We start from the raw sequence: 20,642 nt of genomic DNA, 5'->3' as shown, positions 1-20,642 counted from the left end.
TATGTGATACCCGGATAGGAAAAATTTCTTGGATTTAACCAAAATGACCGAAGGTGTATGTGATACATCGAGAGGCATTTTGGTTAAAAATGCAAAGCATTAAATTTCATAAATCGCTTTTGCGATTTATTCATTATTTCATTAACGGCCTTGCACCTATAATTATTCTATATACATATGTATACCCTTTACTATTCCCCCTCTGCTTTGCATGGTCCGAGGAATTTTAACATCTGCCGGATAGGAAAAATTTCTTGGATTTAACCAAAATGACCGAAGGTGTATGTGATACATCGAGAGGCAAAGGGACGATTCTATTGTCATATTATTTCAAGACTGGAGAACCGTCTTTTTATCTATTTCTATACTCTTGTAAAAAGTTTATAAAAAAGATGATTGTTAAACTAAAAAAGGGTAATAATCACCAAAAAGTGATTATTACCCGTAAGCCCGAAGCTGTATTTAAGATACTGCGAGTGGCTTTTTTAGTTTAACAGGCGCTTTTTTTAAGCTTTTTACTATACGCCAAAGAGTAGTTCGCCATATGTCGGAAACGGCCAATACTCAGCCGAAGTGTTAACTTCTATCTCATCAGCAATTTCCCTTATTGTTTCCATAAACGGAACGATAGTTTCTGATGAGAAGAATGCTTTATTTTCTGCTCCCTCTAAATTTTTAAGAGTTTTTATCATTTCTTCTAACTTTTCGCATTTTGTTAAAAGTTCGTCAGAAAGTTCTGCTAAATTCTTTAAAGTTTTAGTTTCATAGTTTACAGGAATCAGTTTTAAAACATTCTTTTTACTATGTATAGTTTCTGCCAACTCTTTCTGATAAAGACTTACTGCAGGAAGAATATCTTTTCTTATAATATCTGACATGGTTAGTGCTTCGATATTTATAACTTTAGTATAGTTTTCATACTGAATTTCCTGTCTTGATAAAATTTCGCTCTCTGTAAAAATAGAGTGTTTTGCAAATAAATCAATATTCTTCTTATCGTTAAAGCATTTTAGGGCATCAGGAGTTTTTCTTAAATTAAGAAGTCCTCTTTTTTCCGCTTCCTTAACCCATTCGTCAGAATAGTTATTTCCGTTAAAGATAATTCTCTTATGCTCTTTAAATATTTTCTTAAGAAGTTTATCAAGTTCCTTTTTAAAATCGTCTGCATTTTCCAAAACATCTGCAAACTGGCACAATTCTTCTGCCACCATTGTATTTAACATATAGTTTGCACATGCGATAGATTCGCTTGCCCCTACCATTCGAAACTCGAACTTATTGCCTGTAAAAGCAAAAGGCGATGTTCTGTTTCTGTCGGTAGTGTCTTTAGGGAACTTAGGAAGAACATGGACACCTATTTCCATCTGCACATTCTGTTTGCCCTGATATTCTTCGCCTGATAGGATAGATTCCAAAATTTCTGTAAGTTCTTCGCCTAAAAACATTGAAACTATTGCAGGAGGTGCTTCATTTGCACCTAATCTGTGGTCATTACCTGCAGAGGCGATACAGATTCTTAGTAAGTCCTGATATTCGTCAACTGCTTTTATAACTGCTGCTAAGAACAGTAAGAACTGAGCATTATCCTGAGGAGAATCTCCAGGCTCTAAAAGATTTATTCCAGACTCAGTTGAGATAGACCAGTTGTTATGCTTACCACTTCCGTTAACCCCGTCAAAAGGTTTTTCGTGAAGCAGACACACTAAGTCATGCTTCTGGGCAATTTTTTTCATAACCTCCATAGTAAGTTGATTCTGGTCGGTGGAAATATTTGAAGTTGTAAATATAGGTGCAAGTTCATGCTGGGCAGGTGCTGCCTCGTTATGCTTGGTTTTTGCCAAAATTCCAAGTTTCCATAGTTCTAAGTCAAGTTCTTTCATATACTCGGAAATTCTTGGCTTTATTGTACCGTAATAATGGTCGTCCATTTCCTGACCTTTAGGCGGTTTAGCACCAAAAAGGGTTCTTCCTGTATACATTAAGTCTTTTCTTAAATCGTAATATTTTTTATCTATTAAGAAATATTCCTGCTCTGCGCCCACTGTGGTAAGAACTCTTTTTTCATCCTTACCAAATAATTTTAAAATTCTTAAGGCTTGTTTATTTATTGCCTCCATTGACCTTAAAAGAGGAGTTTTTTTATCAAGCGCTTCCCCTGTATATGAGCAAAAAGCAGTAGGAATACATAAGGAATCGTCTTTTATAAATGCATATGAAGTAGGGTCCCATGCTGTGTAACCCCTTGCTTCAAATGTCGCTCTTAAGCCCCCTGACGGAAAAGATGATGCGTCCGGCTCCCCTTTTATAAGTTCTTTGCCTGAAAATTCCATTATAATATTACCGTCTTTTGCAGGGGATATAAAACTGTCATGTTTTTCGGCAGTTATCCCTGTCATAGGCTGAAACCAGTGGGTATAATGGGTTGCGCCCTTTTCTATTGCCCATTCTTTCATGGCATTTGCAACCACGTCGGCAATATCACGGTTAATAGATTTGCCCTGCTCCATAGTTTTCTTTAAAGATTTATATACGTCTTCAGGCAATCTTTCTTTCATTACCTTATCATTAAAACACATACTTGCGTATAATTTAGGAATATCTATCATCGTAAGTACCCTTTCCTTAAATTTCATTTGTTTCTTCTGTTTCTTCCTCTTCTTTTTCAACAACTGCAACAGACACAACTTTTACATCGTCTTTTAATTTCATAATTTTAACACCTGATGTGTCTCTTCCCAAAGTGGAAATATCTTCAACTGCAGTTCTTATAATTACGCCCTCTGATGTGATAAGCATAATATCATCATTATCTGTAACAGTTTTAATACCTGTAACATTACCTGTTTTAGAAGAGATTTTATAGGTTCTTATACCTTTACCGCCCCTTGTCTGAACTTTATATTCAGAAAGTTCGGTTCGCTTACCCATACCGTTTTCAGAAACAACCAACAGTCTTGATTCATCAGTTACAAGACAGGCGCCTACAACAAAGTCATTGTCTCTTAACTTAATACCTCTTACACCGTGCGCTGTTCTTCCCATAGGACGAACATCCTTTTCGTTAAATCTTATTGCATTACCTAAAGAAGTTCCAAGGACAATATCATTTTCTCCGTTGGTGATTTCAACTTTTATAAGTTCATCGCCCTCATTTAAGCCGATAGCATTAAGACCTCCTGAACGGTTGGAGTTATATTCTGAAAGTTTTGTTTTCTTGATTGTTCCGAGTTTTGTTACCATTGTTAAGTATGAATCGTCGTCAAACTCTTTTATCGGAATAGTTGCTGTTACCTTTTCTTCAGGGTCAAGGCTTAAAAGGTTAACAATAGGCATACCTTTGGCAGTTCTTGATGCTTCAGGAATCTGATATCCTTTCATCTTGAACATTCTTCCCTTATTGGTAAAGCATAAAATAAAGTTATGAGTAGATGTGGTAAATATCTGTTCCACAAAGTCTTCCTCTTTGGTTGCCATACCCGAAATACCTCGTCCGCCACGCTTCTGGCTTCTGTATGTATCGGTTTTAAGCCTTTTTATATAACCTGTATGAGTCATTGTGATAACAACATCTTCTTCTTCGATTAAGTCTTCATCTTCAATCTGAGAATAATCGAATGTGATTTCGGTTCTTCTTTCATCACCGTATTTTTCTTTAATTTCGTTAAGTTCTTTCTTTATCTGCTCGAATAATAAGCCCCTATCCCCTAAAAGACTTTCAAATTCATTTACTCTTGCCCTTAATTCGTTATATTCTTCTTCGATTTTTTCGCCGTTTAATCTTTGAAGCTGGGCAAGTCTCATATCAAGAACGCTTTGCGCCTGAATTTCTGAAAATTCAAATCTTTCTATAAGTCTTTCTTTAGCATCGTCATAAGAATTTCTTATAATATTTATAATCTCGTCAATATTTGAAAGCGCAATTCTTAAGCCCTCTAAGATATGCATTCTTGCTAATGCTTTTTCACGGTCAAACTTAATTCTTCTTGTAACGATTTCTTCCTGAAACTTAATAAAGTGGCTTATAACTTCTTTTAAGCACATAAGTTTCGGTCTTCCGTTCTGAAGCGCTATCATATTGACTGAGAAACTATCCTGAAGTCTTGAGTATTTATAAAGCTGGTTTAACACAACTTGTGGATTGGCTTCTTTTTTAAGATATATTTCTATTCTTATACCTGCTCTTTTTGAAGAATGGTCTTCAATATCAGATAACCCGTCAATCTTTTTGTCTTTTACAAGGTTTGCAATAGACTCAACAAGCATTCTCTTGTTAACAAGATACGGAAGTTCTGTTATGACTATTGAATATCCACCGTTCTTTTTCTCTACTATTTCTGTTTTGGCACGGACAATAATTTTTCCTCTGCCTGTTTCATAGGCGCTTCTTATTCCGCTTCTTCCCATAATGGAAGCGTAAGTCGGAAAGTCAGGGCCTTTGATATATTCCATAAGTTCTTCGGTTGTTATATCAGGGTTATCTATCTGCGCGATAACTCCATCTAAAACTTCGCTAAGATTATGTGGCGGAATATTTGTTGCCATACCAACAGCGATACCTGAACTTCCGTTAATTAAAAGTGTTGGTATCCTTGTAGGAAGAACTGTCGGCTCTACTCTTTTTTCATCAAAGTTAGGTGCAAAATCAACAGTATTCTTTTCTATATTTTCAAGCATCAGATTTGATAACTTGCTCATTCTTGCTTCGGTATAACGGTAAGCAGCAGGAGGGTCCCCGTCGACTGAACCGAAGTTACCATGCCCGTCAATTAACATATATCTCATAGAGAAGTCCTGAGCAAGTCTAACCATTGCATCATAAACAGAAGCATCTCCGTGCGGATGGTATCGACCGATAACATTACCGACTGTGGTCGCTGACTTGAAGAAAGGTTTATCATATGTTAAATGCTCTTCGTGCATTGAATAAAGAATTCTTCTGTGAACAGGCTTTAGACCGTCTCTTACATCAGGAAGCGCTCTTGAAACTATAACACTCATCGCATAGTCGATAAATGCTTCCTTCATTCTTTTTTCTATATCAACATTAACAATAGTTTGTGTATCAAAATATTCCTCAAAATGAGAATCTATTTTTTCATTTTTTTCATTAGCCATTTTAAAATTCCTCTTTCAAAAAGTTTTTAAACATCAAGGTTTGTAACATACTGAGCATTTTCTTCTATAAATTCTCTTCTTGGCTCAACCTCGTCGCCCATAAGAATACTGAAAATCTGGTCAGCCTTCTGGGCATCCTCCAATGTAACTTTAAGTAAAATTCTGTTTTTAGGGTCCATAGTTGTTTCCCAGAGTTCTTCAGGGTTCATTTCCCCAAGACCTTTATATCTTGAAATGTCTACTTTAGCATTAACATCTCCGTCTTTTAACTCTTCGCTTATTCTGTCTCTTTCTTCATCAGAGAAAGCAACAAAACTTTTCTTACCTCTTGAAAGTTTATAAAGAGGCGGTTTTGCAAGATATATATGCCCTGTTTCAACAAGTGTTCTCATAAATCTGAAGAAAAAGGTTAAAAGCAGAGTCTGGATATGCGCTCCGTCAACATCGGCGTCCGCCATTATTATTACTTTATCATATCTTAATTTTTCAATATTGAATTCTTCGCCTATACCTGTACCAAGCGCCTGAATAACAGGTTTTAACTTATCGTTTCCGTAAACCTTGTCTGCTCTTGATTTTTCTACATTAAGCATTTTACCCCAAAGAGGAAGAATTGCCTGATACTTACTGTCTCTACCCTCTTTCGCACTACCTCCTGCAGAGTCTCCTTCGACTATGTAGACTTCTGTTTTGGTAGGGTCTTTAACTATACAGTCTGCAAGTTTACCAGGAAGTGAGTTTGTTCCAAGAGGTGTTTTTCTTGCAGTATCCCTTGCTCTTCTTGCTGCTTCTCTTGCACGGGATGCTGTAAGCGCTTTTTCAATTATAATTCTTGATACCTGCGGATTTTCGTTTAGAAAATCGCCAAGTTTTTCAGTAATTAAAGAGGATACAATACCCCTTACTTCACTGTTACCAAGTTTTGTTTTTGTCTGCCCCTCAAACTGTGCTTCGGTAACTTTAACGCTTATTACAACTGTTAAACCTTCCCTTACATCTTCGCCTGAAAGTTCGGTATCGTCTTTTTTTAGTATATTCATTTTTTTGGCGTAATCGTTTATAGTACGGGTAAGCGCTGCTTTAAAACCTATTTCGTGATATCCACCCTCGGTTGTTCTTATATTATTGGCAAAACTTGTTATAAGTTCGCTGTATGAATCGGTATACTGCATTGCCACTTCAACATAAGTATCGCCTTTCTGGCATTCTACATGGATAATCTCTTCGTGAATAGGTGTTTTACCCTTGTTGTTATACTGAACATAAGACTTGATTCCACCCTCATACTGAAGAGTTTTTTGTTTTATCTCTTCTTTACGGTTGTCAGTAAATATGATTTTAATACCCCTGTTTAAAAACGCCTGTTCTCTCAAACGGTCTAATAATGTATTATAATCATAATATGTTTCTTCAAAAATATCAGGGTCGGCAAGGAAAGTAACCTCTGTTCCCCTTTTGTCAGTTTTACCTATAATTTTGGTAGGCTCAACTGCTTTCCCTTTTTCAAATTTAAGATAGTGGATATTTTCTCCGTCAAAAACCTTAACTTCAAGATAGGTTGATAAAGCGTTAACAACAGAAGCACCAACTCCGTGAAGTCCGCCTGATACTTTATAACCTGAACCGCCAAATTTACCTCCGGCATGAAGTTTTGTGAATATAACCTCTAATGTGGATATACCCATTTTAGGATGAATACCCGTAGGAATACCCCTACCGTCATCAGAAACCGTAACTGTTCCGTCTTTATTTAAATCAACGCTGATATTTTTACAGTATCCTGCCAATGCTTCGTCAATAGCATTATCAACTATTTCATAAACAAGATGGTGTAAACCCCTTATAGATGTAGAGCCTATATACATTCCGGGTCTTTTTCTTACTGCTTCCAACCCCTCTAATACCTGTATCTGAGACTCGTCATAGGTTTCTTCAACTTTGGTATTATATCCAATAATTTCTTCTGTCATTTTTATCAATCCTTTCTTGAAAATTACTACTAATTTTCAAAATTTCCTTTTCTCTCATATGCCCTCTTTTTAAGTGTTGAACTTGACAGGGAAGATACATATATGTAACTATCCTTATTCTCTTTTACCAAAATAAAAGATTTAGGCAAATCGTCGTTAACATATTTAACTTTATCTTTTTTACTCATATCAACTAAAAACTCTCTTGTGATTTTAGACACTGAGGTATTTTCTATATCAAATATAGCAACTATATTTTTTAAATTAACCGTATAATCTTTTCCCAAATGAATAAACATTTATTTAACCCTTCCGTTTTCAACAAAATATGATTTATAAGGATACTTTATTTTCTCATATAAATCTTTATCCGTACAGGTGATAATTGTCTGGTTGCTTCTTATAAAATTAAGAAGTTTATTCTGCCTTTTTATATCCAGTTCAGAAAGAATATCGTCTAAAAGAAGAACAGGGTTTTCGCCTAAAACTTCTTTCATAAACTCAAATTCTGCAAGTTTTAGAGAAAGAATAATTGAGCGTTGCTGACCCTGAGATGCATAAATTTTAGCATCCGTTTCGTTTAAATAAAATTCAAGGTCATCTCTCTGAGGTCCGATTAGTGTAACTTTTTTTAATATTTCTTCTTCTCTTATCTTTTTAAACTCTTTATAATATTTTTCTTCAATTTCCTTAACGCTAAGGCTTATTTTACCTTTAATACCTGCTTTATACTTAATATTTAAGTTTTCTCTTTTATCCGAAATATAAAATAATGCCTTATCAGAAAGGATATTTATCCTCTCTGTAAACCTTAAACGGCAAATAGTAATCTTTGCTGCAAGTTTAGATAACTTCTCGTCATATACATCTAAAAGAGAAGTATCAATTTCACTGCTTTTAAGTAAATTATTTTTAAGATTTAATACCTTTTTATAATCTCTTAGAATTTTAAAATATTCCGGCCTTACCTGAGATATATCGGTATCCATAAATCTTCTTCTTTCCTCAGGTGTCCCTTTTATTAAATTAAGGTCCTCAGGAGAAAAAATAACCGTACCGAATATCCCGAATAATGCTTTTTGGTTTACACGGGATATTCCGTTTATTGTAAGTACTTTGTTTTTATCATTATAAATATTAAACTTGGCAGACTGCTCCCTTTTCTGGGAATCAAAAGTAATACTTATTTCACTTTCTTTTTCATTAAAGTTAATAAGTTCCTTATCTTTAACTCCCCTGTGAGATTTTGATGAAGAAAAAATATAAATACTTTCCAAAATATTGGTTTTACCCTGAGCATTTTCCCCGTAAAATATATTTATTCCGTCAAATAAGTCAATATCAAGTTCTTTATAATTACGAAAGTTTTTTAACTTTAAATTTTTAAGTATCATTATTCGTTTCTAAGTCTTAAAGGCAGGATAAGATAAATAAATTCATCTGTATCAACACCTTTTATAACAAGCGGATTAAGTGATGATGTAAATTCCATTTTAATTTTCTTTGCATCACATGCACGGAAAGCATCAAGAAGATATTTATGGTTAAAGCCTATGGTTAGTTTACCGCCTGTTGTTTCACATGAAACTGTGTCTTCTGCTTTACCGTTTTTAGTAATAGATGACATATAAATCTGATTGTCTGAAATATCAAATTTTAAAGGACTTTTAACATCAGGTGTAATAATAAGCGAACTTCTTATAATAGAATCTACCATTTCTTTAGTATCAGCAATAACTTTTATATCGCTGTTTGTAGGAATAATGTGTTCATAATTAAAGAATTCACCGTCAATTAAGTTAGAATACATTATAATATTACCAAGTTTTATATTAACTCTGTTTCCTGTAAAGCAAAGTTCAATATTTCCTTCTTCATCGTCTATAATTTTTGATAAATCATTTAATGTTTTGCCAGGAATTATAAAAGATTCTGAAATAAGTGTGCTTTCTATATTAACTTTTCTGTATGAAAGTCTGTAACCGTCTAAAGACACAACTTTTAAAATATCGTCTTTTATATCAAACAATGCACCTGTTAGTGTGATTTTTTTATCATCTGTTCCGATAGAAAAAGCAACATGTCTTATAATATTTTTCATTTTCTGTTTATCAATAGATATTTTTACATCTGAATCTTTATATTCAACAGATGGAAAATCTTGTGGGTTAAGACCGTAAATTTCATATTTTGAAAAGTTTAGTTCAATATTTGTTTTAAAAGAATCATCGCTTGAAACTGAAACTATACCTTCAGGTAGTTTTGAAACTATTTCATATAAAATTTTAGCATTAAGTACGATAGACCCGGCCTCTATTACTTCTCCCTCTAAATTTGATTCGATAGCAATTTTTAAATCGTTACCTAAAAGTTTAATATTTCCGTCTTCTGTTGCTTTAATTAATATACCTTCAAGTATAGGCGCTGCTGATTTACTGGATACTGCTTTTAATACAACATTGATGTTTTCTAAAAGAGTGTGCTTTTCACAAGTAAATTTCATTATTTATCATTCCTTTCATATATAAATAAATATGTAATTTAAAATATATCTTTTTAATAATTAAATAAATACTATTATTACTATTATTAGTTATAGTAATTGTTCATTTGTTTAAAAGTTAAATTATCCTTTATATTAAAGACTTTTATATGTTTATATCTTTTTTAAAACTTTATTTTTTATAAACATACGATGTTTAAAATTTAGTTTTAAACACCAAAATTTTAATTTTCAACTGTCTAAAAGTTTAAAATTATTCTAAAACAAATTTTTAATATTGGTTATAATTTCTTCTATTTCATTTTTAAACTTTTCGTCTGATTCTATTTTTTCTTCTATCTTAGTAAGAGAACTAAGAACGGTTGAATGGCTTCTTCCACCCATTTTTTCACCGATTTTTGATAATGATACATCAAGAACACTTTTCATAACATACATTATAATCTGGTTTATAATTAAAATATCTTCTTTTCTTGTTCTTGATTTTATAATTTTAGGGTCAACATCATAGAATTTACAAACCTCATAAATAACTGTATCCATATTAAGAACTTTATTAGGTTTGGAATCTTCTATATCGCTTATAATTGTGTTTAGTAAATCTTTTGTAATCTTTTCATTAGAAAGTGTTGAATAAGCGATAAGTTTGTTTAAAACTCCTTCAATTTCCCTGATATTATCTTTTACCTTTTTAGCAATAATTTCAATATATTCATCATCAATATTTATACTTTCATTCTGAACTTTTTTCTTAAGTATTGCAAAACGGGTTTCATAGTCAGGTTTTTTAATATCCCATGTAAGCCCCCCTTCAAATCTTGAACGAAGTCTTTCTTCAAGTTTTGAAATATCTTTAGGAGGACGGTCAGATGTTATAATAATCTGTTTTTCGGATAGAATAAGATGGTTAAATGTGTGGAAAAATTCTTCCTGACATCTTTCTTTTCCGCCTATAAACTGAATGTCATCTATCATAAGAACATCTAAAGTTCTGTATTTTTCTTTAAATTCGTTTATAGTGTTATCCCTGATACTGTCAACCATATCGTTAACAAACTGTTCTGATGATATATATAAAATCTTTGAGTCTTTATTCTTCTTTAAAATTTCGTTACCGACAGCCTGCATAAGATGAGTTTTTCCAAGACCAACATCTCCGTATAAGAATAAAGGGTTATACGCTCTTCCGGGGTCTTTTGCAACTGACTGGGCAGCAGCACATGCAAGACGGTTATTTTCCCCTATAACGAAATTTTCAAAAGTAAATTTCTTCTGAAGATTTGATTTTTTATAAAACGAATCGTCTATATTTATAATTGTTTCTTTTTCTTCTTTTTTAAAGTTAACTAAGTTTTCTTCAAGTTCTATTAAAACATCACTGATTTTAGAATCAAGAATAACTGCTGCTGATTTTATAAGTGTAAAATATCTTTTTTCTATCATTTCTTTATTTACATCTAAAGGAACTGATAAAATAAGTTTATTATCTATAATATCAAAAGGCTTGATAGTTTTAACCCATGTATTAAAACCAAGGGGCGAAATCTGCTTTCCTTCTTCTTCTATCATATCAAGAAGATTATCCCAGAAGTCTGTGATATTTGCCATTTTAATAACTTCCTTTCGTATAATTTCTTTTAAACATATAAAAACCCTTATTTTATAGTATTTTTACGAGTTTTCAACAGAAATTGTTTAAAACTTTTTAAAATACTGTTTAAAACCTTAATCTTTTAATAATGCACTTTTATAGAAAAATTAATAATTATTATCAATAAGTTTACATTTTTTTACAAAATTCTTCAAAATAACCAATATTATGTAAATCTGTTATTACTTAAGTTAAAACTATTGATTTTAGTGTGTTTTAATGGGTTTTCAACAGAAATTGTTGAAAACTCATAAAAAAACGGTTGAAAAGTTCTAAGTACATAGTATCAAGGCTTCCCGCTGTTTTTATGGTTTACATAATATAATTTTTACCGTAACTTTTTCTTTTTTATAATGTGTTTATATTAAGCCATTTTCAAGGGTTTTAACTAAAATTTTGTTATTATTTAAGTATGAATTTTATCCTCGTTAAAATAACTAAATTTACATTAAAAATTCATCATTTTTAACAAATAATTAAAGTGTGATTTTTGTTATTCCACCCATATAAGGTACTAAAACTTCAGGAATTGTAACAGACCCGTCAGCATTCTGATAGTTTTCTAAAATTGCGGCAACTGTTCTTCCCACTGCAACGCCTGAACCGTTTAAGGTGTGTACAAACTGTGCTTTCTTATTATTTTCATCTTTAAATTTAATGTTTGCTCTTCTTGCCTGATAATCTTCAAAGTTTGAGCAGGAAGATATTTCAACATATCTTTCGTATGAAGGCATATATACTTCTATATCGTATTTTTTTGCTGCTGTAAACCCTAAATCGCCTGTAACAATGTCAACCACTCTGTAAGGTAGTTTTAATAGTTGTAACACATATTCTGCGTCTTTGGTTAATTTTTCAAGTTCGTCGTATGAATTTTCAGGCTTAGTGAATTTAACAAGTTCTACCTTATTAAACTGATGCTGTCTTATAAGTCCTCTTGTATCTCTTCCTGCACTACCTGCTTCTGAACGGAAACAAGCAGAATACGCAGCGTGTTTAATAGGTAAATCATCTCCGTTTAATATTTCATCTCTGTATAAATTAGTAACAGGTACTTCGGCTGTAGGAATTAAAAAGTAATCATCGTTTGTTACTTTGAAAACATCTTCTTCAAATTTAGGTAATTGGCCTGTACCGGTTAAAGATGCACGGTTTACCATATATGGAGGGAATATTTCCACATATCCGTTATCATTATGAGTATCAAGATAGAAGTTAATAACTGCTCTTTCTAATCTTGAGCCTAAACCTTTATAAAATGTAAAACGCGAACCTGTAACCTTTGCTGCTCTTTCAGCATCTAAAATATCTAAATTTTTTCCAATATCCCAATGTGCTTTTGGAGTAAAGTCAAAGTTTCTTACTTCTCCCCATTTTCTAACCTCAATGTTTTCTTCTTCAGTAAAACCGACAGGTGCATTTTCATTAGGAATATTTGGAATTCTTAATAGGTTAAATCTTAATTCTTCGTCAATTTCAGATAAAACAACATCCATACTCTTTATTTTATCTGAAAGTTCTTTCATTTCATTTAAAATAGATGAAACATCTTTTCCCTCTTTTTTAAGTTTAGGAATTTCTTTTGATACAATATTCTGTTTATTCTTTAAACCTTCTACTTCAAAAGTAATATCTCTTCTTTTTAAATCAAGTTCATAAACCTTGTTAACTTCATTTGAAACATCGTTTCCTTTTTTTGCCACAAGTTCAATAACTTTATCTTTATCTTCTCTGATTAGTCTTATATCTAACATAAAAAACCCTCCAAAAATCGTTATAGCCTTATAAGGCTTAAAATTAAGTTATAATGAATTTTACCCCATTTTAATATCTTTTATCATTTTTTTAAAATAAATTTTGTAGAAATCAATTTTAAAGGTCAATATTTTTCCAGTTATTTCCATTTATCTTAAAAATTTGAGTAATCTTTCCAAATCGTCGTTTCCGTAATATTCTATTTCAATTTTCCCTTTTTTTGCTCCGTGTTTAATAGTTACCTTTGTTGAAAGAGATTTTGAAATTCTTTCTTCTATTGATTTTATTTCAATATCAAGTTGAGTCATCTTTTTTACTTTTTCTTTTTTGGTGTTTGAAATGTTTTTAACAAGTGATTCAACCTGACGGACATTTAGTCCTTCTTTTATAATTTTATCTGCTAATTCAATTTTTAAATTATCATCATTAACCGAAAGTAACGCTCTACCGTGCCCCTGAGAAATTTCCCCTGTAATAAGATATTTTATTATCTTCTCAGGTAAATTTAGAATTCTTAAGGAATTGGTAATTGCTGAACGGCTTTTTCCCACTCTTTTTGAAATTTCCTCCTGAGTCATTGAAAAACCGTCTATCAAAGATTTATATCCTTTTGCTTCTTCAATAGGGTTTAAATCTTCTCTTTGTAAGTTTTCAATAAGCGCTACTTCTGCAGCCTCTTTTTCCTCATAATTTTTAATAATTGCAGGAATTGTTTTTAAACCTGCCAGTTTTGCCGCTCTCCATCTTCTCTCTCCGGCTATTATTTGGTATCTTCCCGAGTCTTTTTTTACTACAATTATAGGAAGAATAACGCCTATTTCTTTAATAGAACTTGTAAGAGAATCAAGTGCTTCTTTATCAAAATTTTTACGAGGTTGCTCTTTGTTTGGTTCTACATCAATTATATTAAGTTGGGATACAACATTTTTATCTGTTTCTGGCTCTATTGTGTTAATCATTGTTGATAAGCCTTTTCCCAAACCTCTTTTTAAAGCCATTTATTTCACCTCTTGTTGTTCTTTATAATTTCTTTTGCAAGTAATGTATAACTTTCTGCACCCTTACAATATTTATCATAATATATAATAGGTTGGCCAAAACTTGGGGCTTCTCCAAGCCTTGTGTTTCTAGGGATTGCAGTTTTAAATACCTTATCAGGAAAACAGTTTTTAACATCTTCGGCAACCATAATTGAAAGGTTTGTCCTTGTGTCAAACATTGTAAGAAGTATGCCCTCTAATTCAATTTGAGGGTTAACGGTATTCTTTATTATTCTTATATTTGTTGTAAGGTCAGATACTCCCTCCAATGCGTAATATTCGCATTGTATAGGTATTAAAACACTGTCAGTCGCACAAAAAGCGTTTAGTGTAATATAATTTAAAGAAGGAGGACAATCTATTAAAATATAGTCATATTCCTCTTTGACAGGTTTTAACGCTTCTTTTAATATGTATTCTTTGTTTACCTCTTTGTCTATAAGAAGTTCTGCACCAAGTAAGTCCATATTACAAGGACAGATGCTCACATTTTTAAAATCTGTTTTGATAATACATTTTTTAATATCCGTCTTTTCTATCAAGACATTGTATAAATTAAACTCACAAGCATTTTTATCAATTCCGTAACCGCTTGTTGCATTACCCTGAGGGTCTGAATCTATAATTAAAACTTTTTTATTTAAGTTTCCAAGACACGCCGCTAAATTAACCGTCGTAGTAGTTTTGCCAACTCCGCCTTTCTGGTTGGCTATTGAAATAATTTTGCCCATTTTTTCACCACTTTTCTTAAAAAAACAACTGACTTTTATATTAAAAAAATCAATAAAAACTATAAAATAAACTTATACTAAATCGCTATTTTATTATAGCATAAAAGGTTAAAAAAATAAAGGTTTTTTTAAAAATTTTTTTAAAAATGTTTCACGTGAAACATAGGGATAAAAACAAAAAGAAAAAAGCATCATTAAGCCATTTTTTTATAAAAAACGACAATAAATGCTTTCTTCTTTTTGGGTTATTGGTTGATGTATTTGTGAGGTTATTTGTATTATTTACAGGTTGTTAAAATTATATACATTTTTCTTTACAAATTCTATAAAAAAATATATAATATATTTAAAAATAAAAATGTGTAAAATATTGTTTATATATAAAGACTGTGTTTTACTGTGAGGTTTATGATGATTAAGAAAAGATGGGTTTCTGATAACAGTAAAATTGACCTTATTAACTTTTTAAAAAAAGAAACAGGGCTTGATGAGAGTGTTATAAGAATTTTAGTTAACAGAAATATAGATACAAAAGAAGAGGTTTATAATTTTTTAAACCCCTCTTTATCTAATCTTTTTGACCCTTTTCTTCTTAATGATATGGATAAAGCAGTAGAAAGAATAAAAGATGCAATTAAAAATAAAGAAAAGATTTTTATTTACGGCGATTATGATGCTGACGGAGTTACTGCCTCTTCCCTTTTATATTTATCTGTAAAGAAAGTTTACGGCGATGTAAGTATTTATATTCCCGAAAGAGAAAAAGAGGGCTACGGGCTTAATTCTTACGCGATAGATAAGATTAAGGCTATGGGTGGCTCACTTATTATTACGGTGGACTGTGGAATTACATCGGTTGATGAGGCAGAGTATGCCAGAAATATAGGGATAGATATGATTATTACAGACCACCATACCTGTCCTGACTCTCTTCCGTCCTGCGTTGCGGTTATAAATCCTAAAAGGAAGGATTCAACATATCCTTTTAAAGAACTTTGCGGAGCAGGAGTATCACTAAAACTTTCAACTGCTCTCGGGCTTTTTGATGAAAGGCTTCTTGCAATTTGTGCAATAGGCACTATTGCAGACATAGTTCCTCTTGTTTCAGAAAACAGAATTATTGCATATTATGGAATTGAAAGTCTTAAAAAAGGAATACTTCCGAATATAAATGTACTTATGGAAGTTTCAGAATTAAGTTATAAGGATATAAATGCGCGTACAATAGGGTTTTTAATTGCTCCTAAGATAAATGCTGCAGGAAGAATGGAAAACGCAGGATACGCAGTTGAATTTTTTACAACATCTGATAACTTAAGAATGAAAGAGTTAGCCTTATATCTTGATAATTTAAATAAGACAAGGCAGGAATGTGAAAAAGAGATACTTATAAGTGCAAAAGAAAAAATAGAAAAAGATGATGAACTAAAGGAAGATATACTTATTTTAAGTGGAGAGGGTTGGCACGAAGGAGTTATAGGGATAGTAGCGTCCAGGATAACTGAGGAGTATCATAAGCCCTGTATTTTATTATCGGTTAATGACGGTATTGCAAAAGGCTCTTCAAGGAGTATAAAAGGGTTTAATATATACGAGGCATTAAAAGCAGTATCGGAAAATCTTGAAAAGTTCGGAGGGCATGAACTTGCAGCAGGTCTTACCGTAAAGGAAGAAAAATTAAGTGTTTTTAAAGAAGAAATACAAAAGTATGCAAAAGAAATTTTTAAAAACGGTAGAATTTATCCTGAAATTATGATAGACTGTGAGTTAAAGGAAAGTAATATAAATATTGATTTTGCAGAATTTCTGTTAAAATTAGAGCCTTACGGTATGGGAAACAGTGAGCCTGTATTTTTAATAAAAGATTCAAAGGTTATAAATTCATATCCGTTTTCAAATGATAAGCATATGAGGCTTATTGTAAAAAAAGGCGATAAAGAACTTGAAACTGTCGGCTTTGGGTTAGGTTTAAGAGCAAATTCTCTAAAACGCGGGGATAATATATATATTGCCCTTACCTTTGGTATTAACGAATTTCGCGGTAATAAAAAAGTTCAAGGAATAGTTAAAGATATAAAATTAGAAAAGTGAGTAAATTATGGAAGACATCTTATTTGACAAACTGATTGAAAAAATGGAAAAAGTTAATAAGAAAGTAAACCGTGAGTTTATTAAAAAGGCCTTCTTTTTTGCAAAAGAATCACACGAAGGTCAGTTTAGAGTGTCAGGAGAGCCATATTATGAGCATCCTTATGAAGTTGCTATGATTTTGGTAGACCTTGGTATGGATGATGTTACTATTGTTGCTGCTCTTTTGCATGATGTTTTGGAAGATACCAGCGTTACTCACGAAGAAATGGAAAAAATGTTTGGCGTAGAAGTTGTTGAACTTGTTGAAGGGGTTACAAAACTTGGTAAAATTCCCTATTCTTCAAAAGAAGACCAGCAGATAGAAAATTTAAGAAAGATGTTTCTTGCAATGGCAAAAGACATCAGGGTTATCATTATAAAACTTGCAGACCGTCTTCATAATTTAAGAACAATGAAAAGTATGCCGGATGTTAAAAGAAGAGAAAAAGCATTGGAAACAATGGAAATTTATGCTCCTCTTGCCCACCGTCTTGGAATTTACAGTGTAAAATGGGAGATTGAAGATATATCCTTAATGTATCTTGACCCTGTTGCCTATAAAGAAATTTCTTCCCAGATAGCCCAGAAAAGAGAAGAAAGACTTAATGCGCTTGAAGAAATCAAGAAAAATATAAAAGAAAAAGTAGAAGAACACGGAATAAAGGTAAATATTGACGGAAGAGTTAAGCATTTTTACAGCATTTACAGAAAGATGTTTACCAAAAACAGAAGTTTAGATTCTATTTATGACCTTTTCGCAATAAGGGTTATAGTTGATTCAATTCCTGACTGTTACAGCGTTTTAGGTATTGCTCACGAATTATATAAGCCAATGCCAGGAAGATTTAAAGACTATATCTCCATGCCTAAAAAGAATATGTATCAGTCCTTACACTCTACTCTTATAAGTTCCAACGGAACTCCTTTTGAAATTCAGATAAGAACTTTTGATATGCATAAAACTGCTGAATTCGGGGTTGCGGCACACTGGAAATATAAAGAGGGTAAAGAGGGGTCATCATCCCTTGATAATAAACTTACATGGGTAAGGCAACTATTGGAAATTGAAAAGGATAATGAAAATCCTAAAGAATTTATAAGCAATTTAAAAATAGATTTATTTTCAGATGAAGTATTTGTGTTTACTCCTAAAGGGGATGTTATCAGTCTTCCTGCAGGGGCAACTGCTATTGACTTTGCTTTTGCCATTCACTCTCAGATTGGCTGGAAAATGGTCGGCGCAAAGGTAAACGGTAAAATCATTCAGCTTGAAACACCTCTTAAAAACGGAGATGTGGTTGACATAATAACATCAAGCCACACAATGGGGCCAAGTAACGACTGGCTGAAAATTGCTAAGACAAGTCAGGCAAGAAATAAGATAAATGCCTGGTTTAAAAAGGAAAACAGAACAGAAAATGTTGAAAAAGGTAAAGAAATTTTAGAAAAAGAATTTAAGAAATTTAATCTTAATATTTCTGAATTTTCACAGCCTGAACTTTCAGGATTTGTTCTTAAAAAATTCTCATTTAATCATATAGACGATTTCTATGCAACCTTGGGGTTTGGCAGGGTTTCTATAGAAAAAGTTATGAACAGAGTAAAAGATTTCTATGCGAAGAAAAATATTCAGTTAGACATAGAAAGTATGATTGCCAAGCCATCTAAGGCAAGTGGCAAAAATAACTCGGGCGTTATTGTTAAGGGAATTGATAATTGTCTTATTAAATTTGCAAAATGCTGTAATCCTGTGCCAGGGGATAAAATTATAGGGTATATTACCCGTGGCAGAGGTGTGTCTGTTCACAGATGCGATTGTGCGAGTGTATATAATATAGAAAAAAATGACGGAGACAGAAGCAGACTTATTGAAGTTTCCTGGGCTAAGACAAATACAGGAACATATAATACCGAACTTCTTATTACTGCCAATGACAGAACAGGTCTTTTGGTTGACATAACATTGGCGCTTAACGAACTAAAAATTCCTCTTCGTGCGTTAAATGCAAAAACTGCAAAGAATATGCTTGTGTTAATAAATATTACCCTTGAAATTGATTCTTTTGATAAATTATCAAGAGCAATATCAAGAATTAAAGGGATAAAAGAAGTTATAGGAGTGTCAAGAACTAACAAATGAAAGCAGTAATACAAAGAGTTAAAGAGTCAAAAGTTGAAATTGATAACAATGTAAAAGGTAAGATTGGAAAAGGGCTTAATATTCTTTTAGGGGTTGGCCCTTTGGATACAACAGAAGATATAAAAAAAATGGTGGATAAAACTGTTAATCTTCGTATATTTGAAGATAATGAGGGAAAAATGAATTTATCATTACTCGATATTGATGGAGAAGTGTTGGTTATATCCCAGTTTACTCTTTATGCCGATGTAAGAAAAGGGCGAAGACCGTCTTTTACAAACGCTGCCCCTCCCGATAAAGCAAGAAATCTTTACGAAGAATATGTTAAATATTTAGAAACTGTTATTCCTGGGAAAGTTGCAACCGGAGAGTTTGGTAAAGATATGAAAGTATCTATACTAAATGACGGGCCTGTTACAATAATTATGGACAGTAACGACCTTAATTAAAAATTTTTATAAAAAGTATTGACAATTATTAAATATGTAGTATAATGGTATAGTCGGTAGACAATTAAATATGTGCAGGTGTGGCGGAACTGGCAGACGCGCTGGATTTAGGTTCCAGTGGGAAACCGTGCAGGTTCAATTCCTGTCACCTGTACCATATCGAGTGTTCATAACGTGTATGAAGTTATGAACACTCGATTTTTTTGTTTTTACAGATGCACACCATTTACTGACTCCACAAATTACTGCATATCTGACCGTCTGCCAACCTCACGGCAGACGACCATCCCTTTGTAATTTTTCCGTCTGCGAAAATATATTGCTCATTTGCGGCGAGCAAAATATATTGTAAATGTTGGAAAAGTATGCTATAATGTTTCATGCTAGCCTATTATACTTACAATATGGTAAGTATAATTTTTTCTTACAAGGAGTACGCTAATTCTGAAATATAAATGATATAAAATACGCTTTTTTATTTGGAGGAATAGTAAATGAAAAAAAGAATTTTTAGATTATTGCTGATTATTGGTATGCTGTCAGGCTTGCTTGCAGCTTTGCCAATTGCAGCAAGCGCAGCTACATATGGTGATTTAACCTATTCTGTATCAAACGGTGAGGTTACTATTACAGATTGTAATCAATCTGCATCCGGTTCGATTGAAATACCCTCAACACTTGACGGATACCCTGTAACAAGTATAGGTGAATATGCGTTTTATCGTTGTGAAAGTCTTACAAGTACAACCATACCAGATAGCGTAACAAGTATAGGTGAATATGCGTTTTCTTATTGTACAAGTCTTACAAGTATAACCATACCAGATAGCGTAACAAGTATAGGTGGTGCTGCGTTTTATCATTGTGAAAGTCTTACAAGTATAACCATACCAGATAGCGTAACAAGTATTGGAGGTTCTGCGTTTTCTTCTTGTACAAGTCTTACAAGTATAACCATACCAGATAGTGTAACAAGTATAGGATATGGTACGTTTTATCATTGTGAAAGTCTTACAAGTATAACTGTTGATATTGATAATGATGTTTTTGCTTCTCAGGATGGAGTCTTGTTTAATAAAAATAAAACATACTTAATACAATATCCTACTGGGAATTCTCGAATTGAATATACAATTCTAGATAGCGTAACAAGTATAG

The 20,642-nt window shown here is 32.4% G+C and carries 14 protein-coding genes and 1 tRNA gene; 5 read left to right on the top strand and 10 right to left on the bottom strand.

From position 1 onward, the window contains the following. Positions 1 to 518: 518 nt before the first annotated feature. The 10 genes from IKZ35_04750 to IKZ35_04705 form a co-directional block, all read right to left on the bottom strand. A complete protein-coding gene (locus tag IKZ35_04750; GenBank protein MBR4893268.1) occupies positions 519 to 2,606 on the bottom strand; it encodes a glutamine synthetase III in 2,088 nt (695 codons plus the stop codon). Between the two features lie 16 nt (positions 2,607 to 2,622). Continuing rightward, a complete protein-coding gene (gene gyrA, locus IKZ35_04745) occupies positions 2,623 to 5,115 on the bottom strand; it encodes a DNA gyrase subunit A (protein ID MBR4893267.1) in 2,493 nt (830 codons plus the stop codon). Positions 5,116 to 5,141: 26 nt separating this feature from the next. Next, positions 5,142 to 7,085, bottom strand: coding sequence for a DNA topoisomerase (ATP-hydrolyzing) subunit B (gene gyrB, locus IKZ35_04740; protein MBR4893266.1), 1,944 nt, complete (start codon positions 7,083 to 7,085; stop codon positions 5,142 to 5,144). Positions 7,086 to 7,114: 29 nt separating this feature from the next. Beyond that, positions 7,115 to 7,384, bottom strand: coding sequence for a DUF370 domain-containing protein (locus IKZ35_04735; protein MBR4893265.1), 270 nt, complete (start codon positions 7,382 to 7,384; stop codon positions 7,115 to 7,117). After that, on the bottom strand, positions 7,385 to 8,479 hold the full coding sequence (gene recF / locus IKZ35_04730; protein ID MBR4893264.1) for a DNA replication/repair protein RecF: 1,095 nt from the start codon (positions 8,477 to 8,479) through the stop codon (positions 7,385 to 7,387). After that, positions 8,479 to 9,588 (bottom strand): DNA polymerase III subunit beta, encoded by a 1,110-nt coding sequence (gene dnaN, locus IKZ35_04725; GenBank protein MBR4893263.1) that lies wholly within the window; start codon positions 9,586 to 9,588, stop codon positions 8,479 to 8,481. Before dnaN ends, recF begins: the two co-directional genes overlap by 1 nt. Before the next feature lie 258 nt (positions 9,589 to 9,846). Next, complete coding sequence (dnaA, locus tag IKZ35_04720) at positions 9,847 to 11,196, bottom strand: chromosomal replication initiator protein DnaA (protein ID MBR4893262.1); 1,350 nt, start codon at positions 11,194 to 11,196, stop codon at positions 9,847 to 9,849. A 519-nt stretch (positions 11,197 to 11,715) separates the two neighbouring features. Beyond that, on the bottom strand, positions 11,716 to 12,993 hold the full coding sequence (gene serS / locus IKZ35_04715; GenBank protein ID MBR4893261.1) for a serine--tRNA ligase: 1,278 nt from the start codon (positions 12,991 to 12,993) through the stop codon (positions 11,716 to 11,718). Positions 12,994 to 13,143: 150 nt separating this feature from the next. Then, on the bottom strand, positions 13,144 to 13,992 hold the full coding sequence (locus IKZ35_04710) for a ParB/RepB/Spo0J family partition protein (protein ID MBR4893260.1): 849 nt from the start codon (positions 13,990 to 13,992) through the stop codon (positions 13,144 to 13,146). A gap of 5 nt (positions 13,993 to 13,997) precedes the next feature. After that, positions 13,998 to 14,765 (bottom strand): ParA family protein, encoded by a 768-nt coding sequence (locus IKZ35_04705; GenBank protein ID MBR4893259.1) that lies wholly within the window; start codon positions 14,763 to 14,765, stop codon positions 13,998 to 14,000. A gap of 411 nt (positions 14,766 to 15,176) precedes the next feature. Here IKZ35_04705 and recJ point away from each other — a divergent pair, with 411 nt between their 5' ends. From recJ to IKZ35_04680, 5 genes are all read left to right on the top strand, one after another. Continuing rightward, positions 15,177 to 16,856 carry a single-stranded-DNA-specific exonuclease RecJ gene (gene recJ, locus IKZ35_04700; protein ID MBR4893258.1) on the top strand — a complete coding sequence of 560 codons (1,680 nt, stop codon included), beginning with the start codon at positions 15,177 to 15,179 and terminating at the stop codon, positions 16,854 to 16,856. A 7-nt stretch (positions 16,857 to 16,863) separates the two neighbouring features. Beyond that, entirely contained in the window at positions 16,864 to 19,035 is a 2,172-nt protein-coding gene (locus IKZ35_04695; protein MBR4893257.1) for a bifunctional (p)ppGpp synthetase/guanosine-3',5'-bis(diphosphate) 3'-pyrophosphohydrolase, read from the top strand. Next, positions 19,032 to 19,484, top strand: a complete 453-nt coding sequence (gene dtd / locus IKZ35_04690; GenBank protein MBR4893256.1) for a D-tyrosyl-tRNA(Tyr) deacylase — start codon at positions 19,032 to 19,034, stop codon at positions 19,482 to 19,484. Before IKZ35_04695 ends, dtd begins: the two co-directional genes overlap by 4 nt. Positions 19,485 to 19,558: 74 nt before the next feature. Next, positions 19,559 to 19,641 (top strand) — tRNA-Leu (locus tag IKZ35_04685). Positions 19,642 to 20,017: 376 nt separating this feature from the next. Beyond that, positions 20,018 to 20,642: leucine-rich repeat domain-containing protein (locus IKZ35_04680; GenBank protein MBR4893255.1), on the top strand; the 625-nt coding region annotated here is incomplete at its 3' end.

The organism is Clostridia bacterium (genome assembly GCA_017554615.1).
In the GTDB taxonomy this organism is placed as follows: domain Bacteria; phylum Bacillota; class Clostridia; order UMGS1840; family HGM11507; genus SIG450.
Note: the sequence above shows the minus strand (reverse complement) of the source record. Positions and strands in the feature narration are given on the sequence as shown.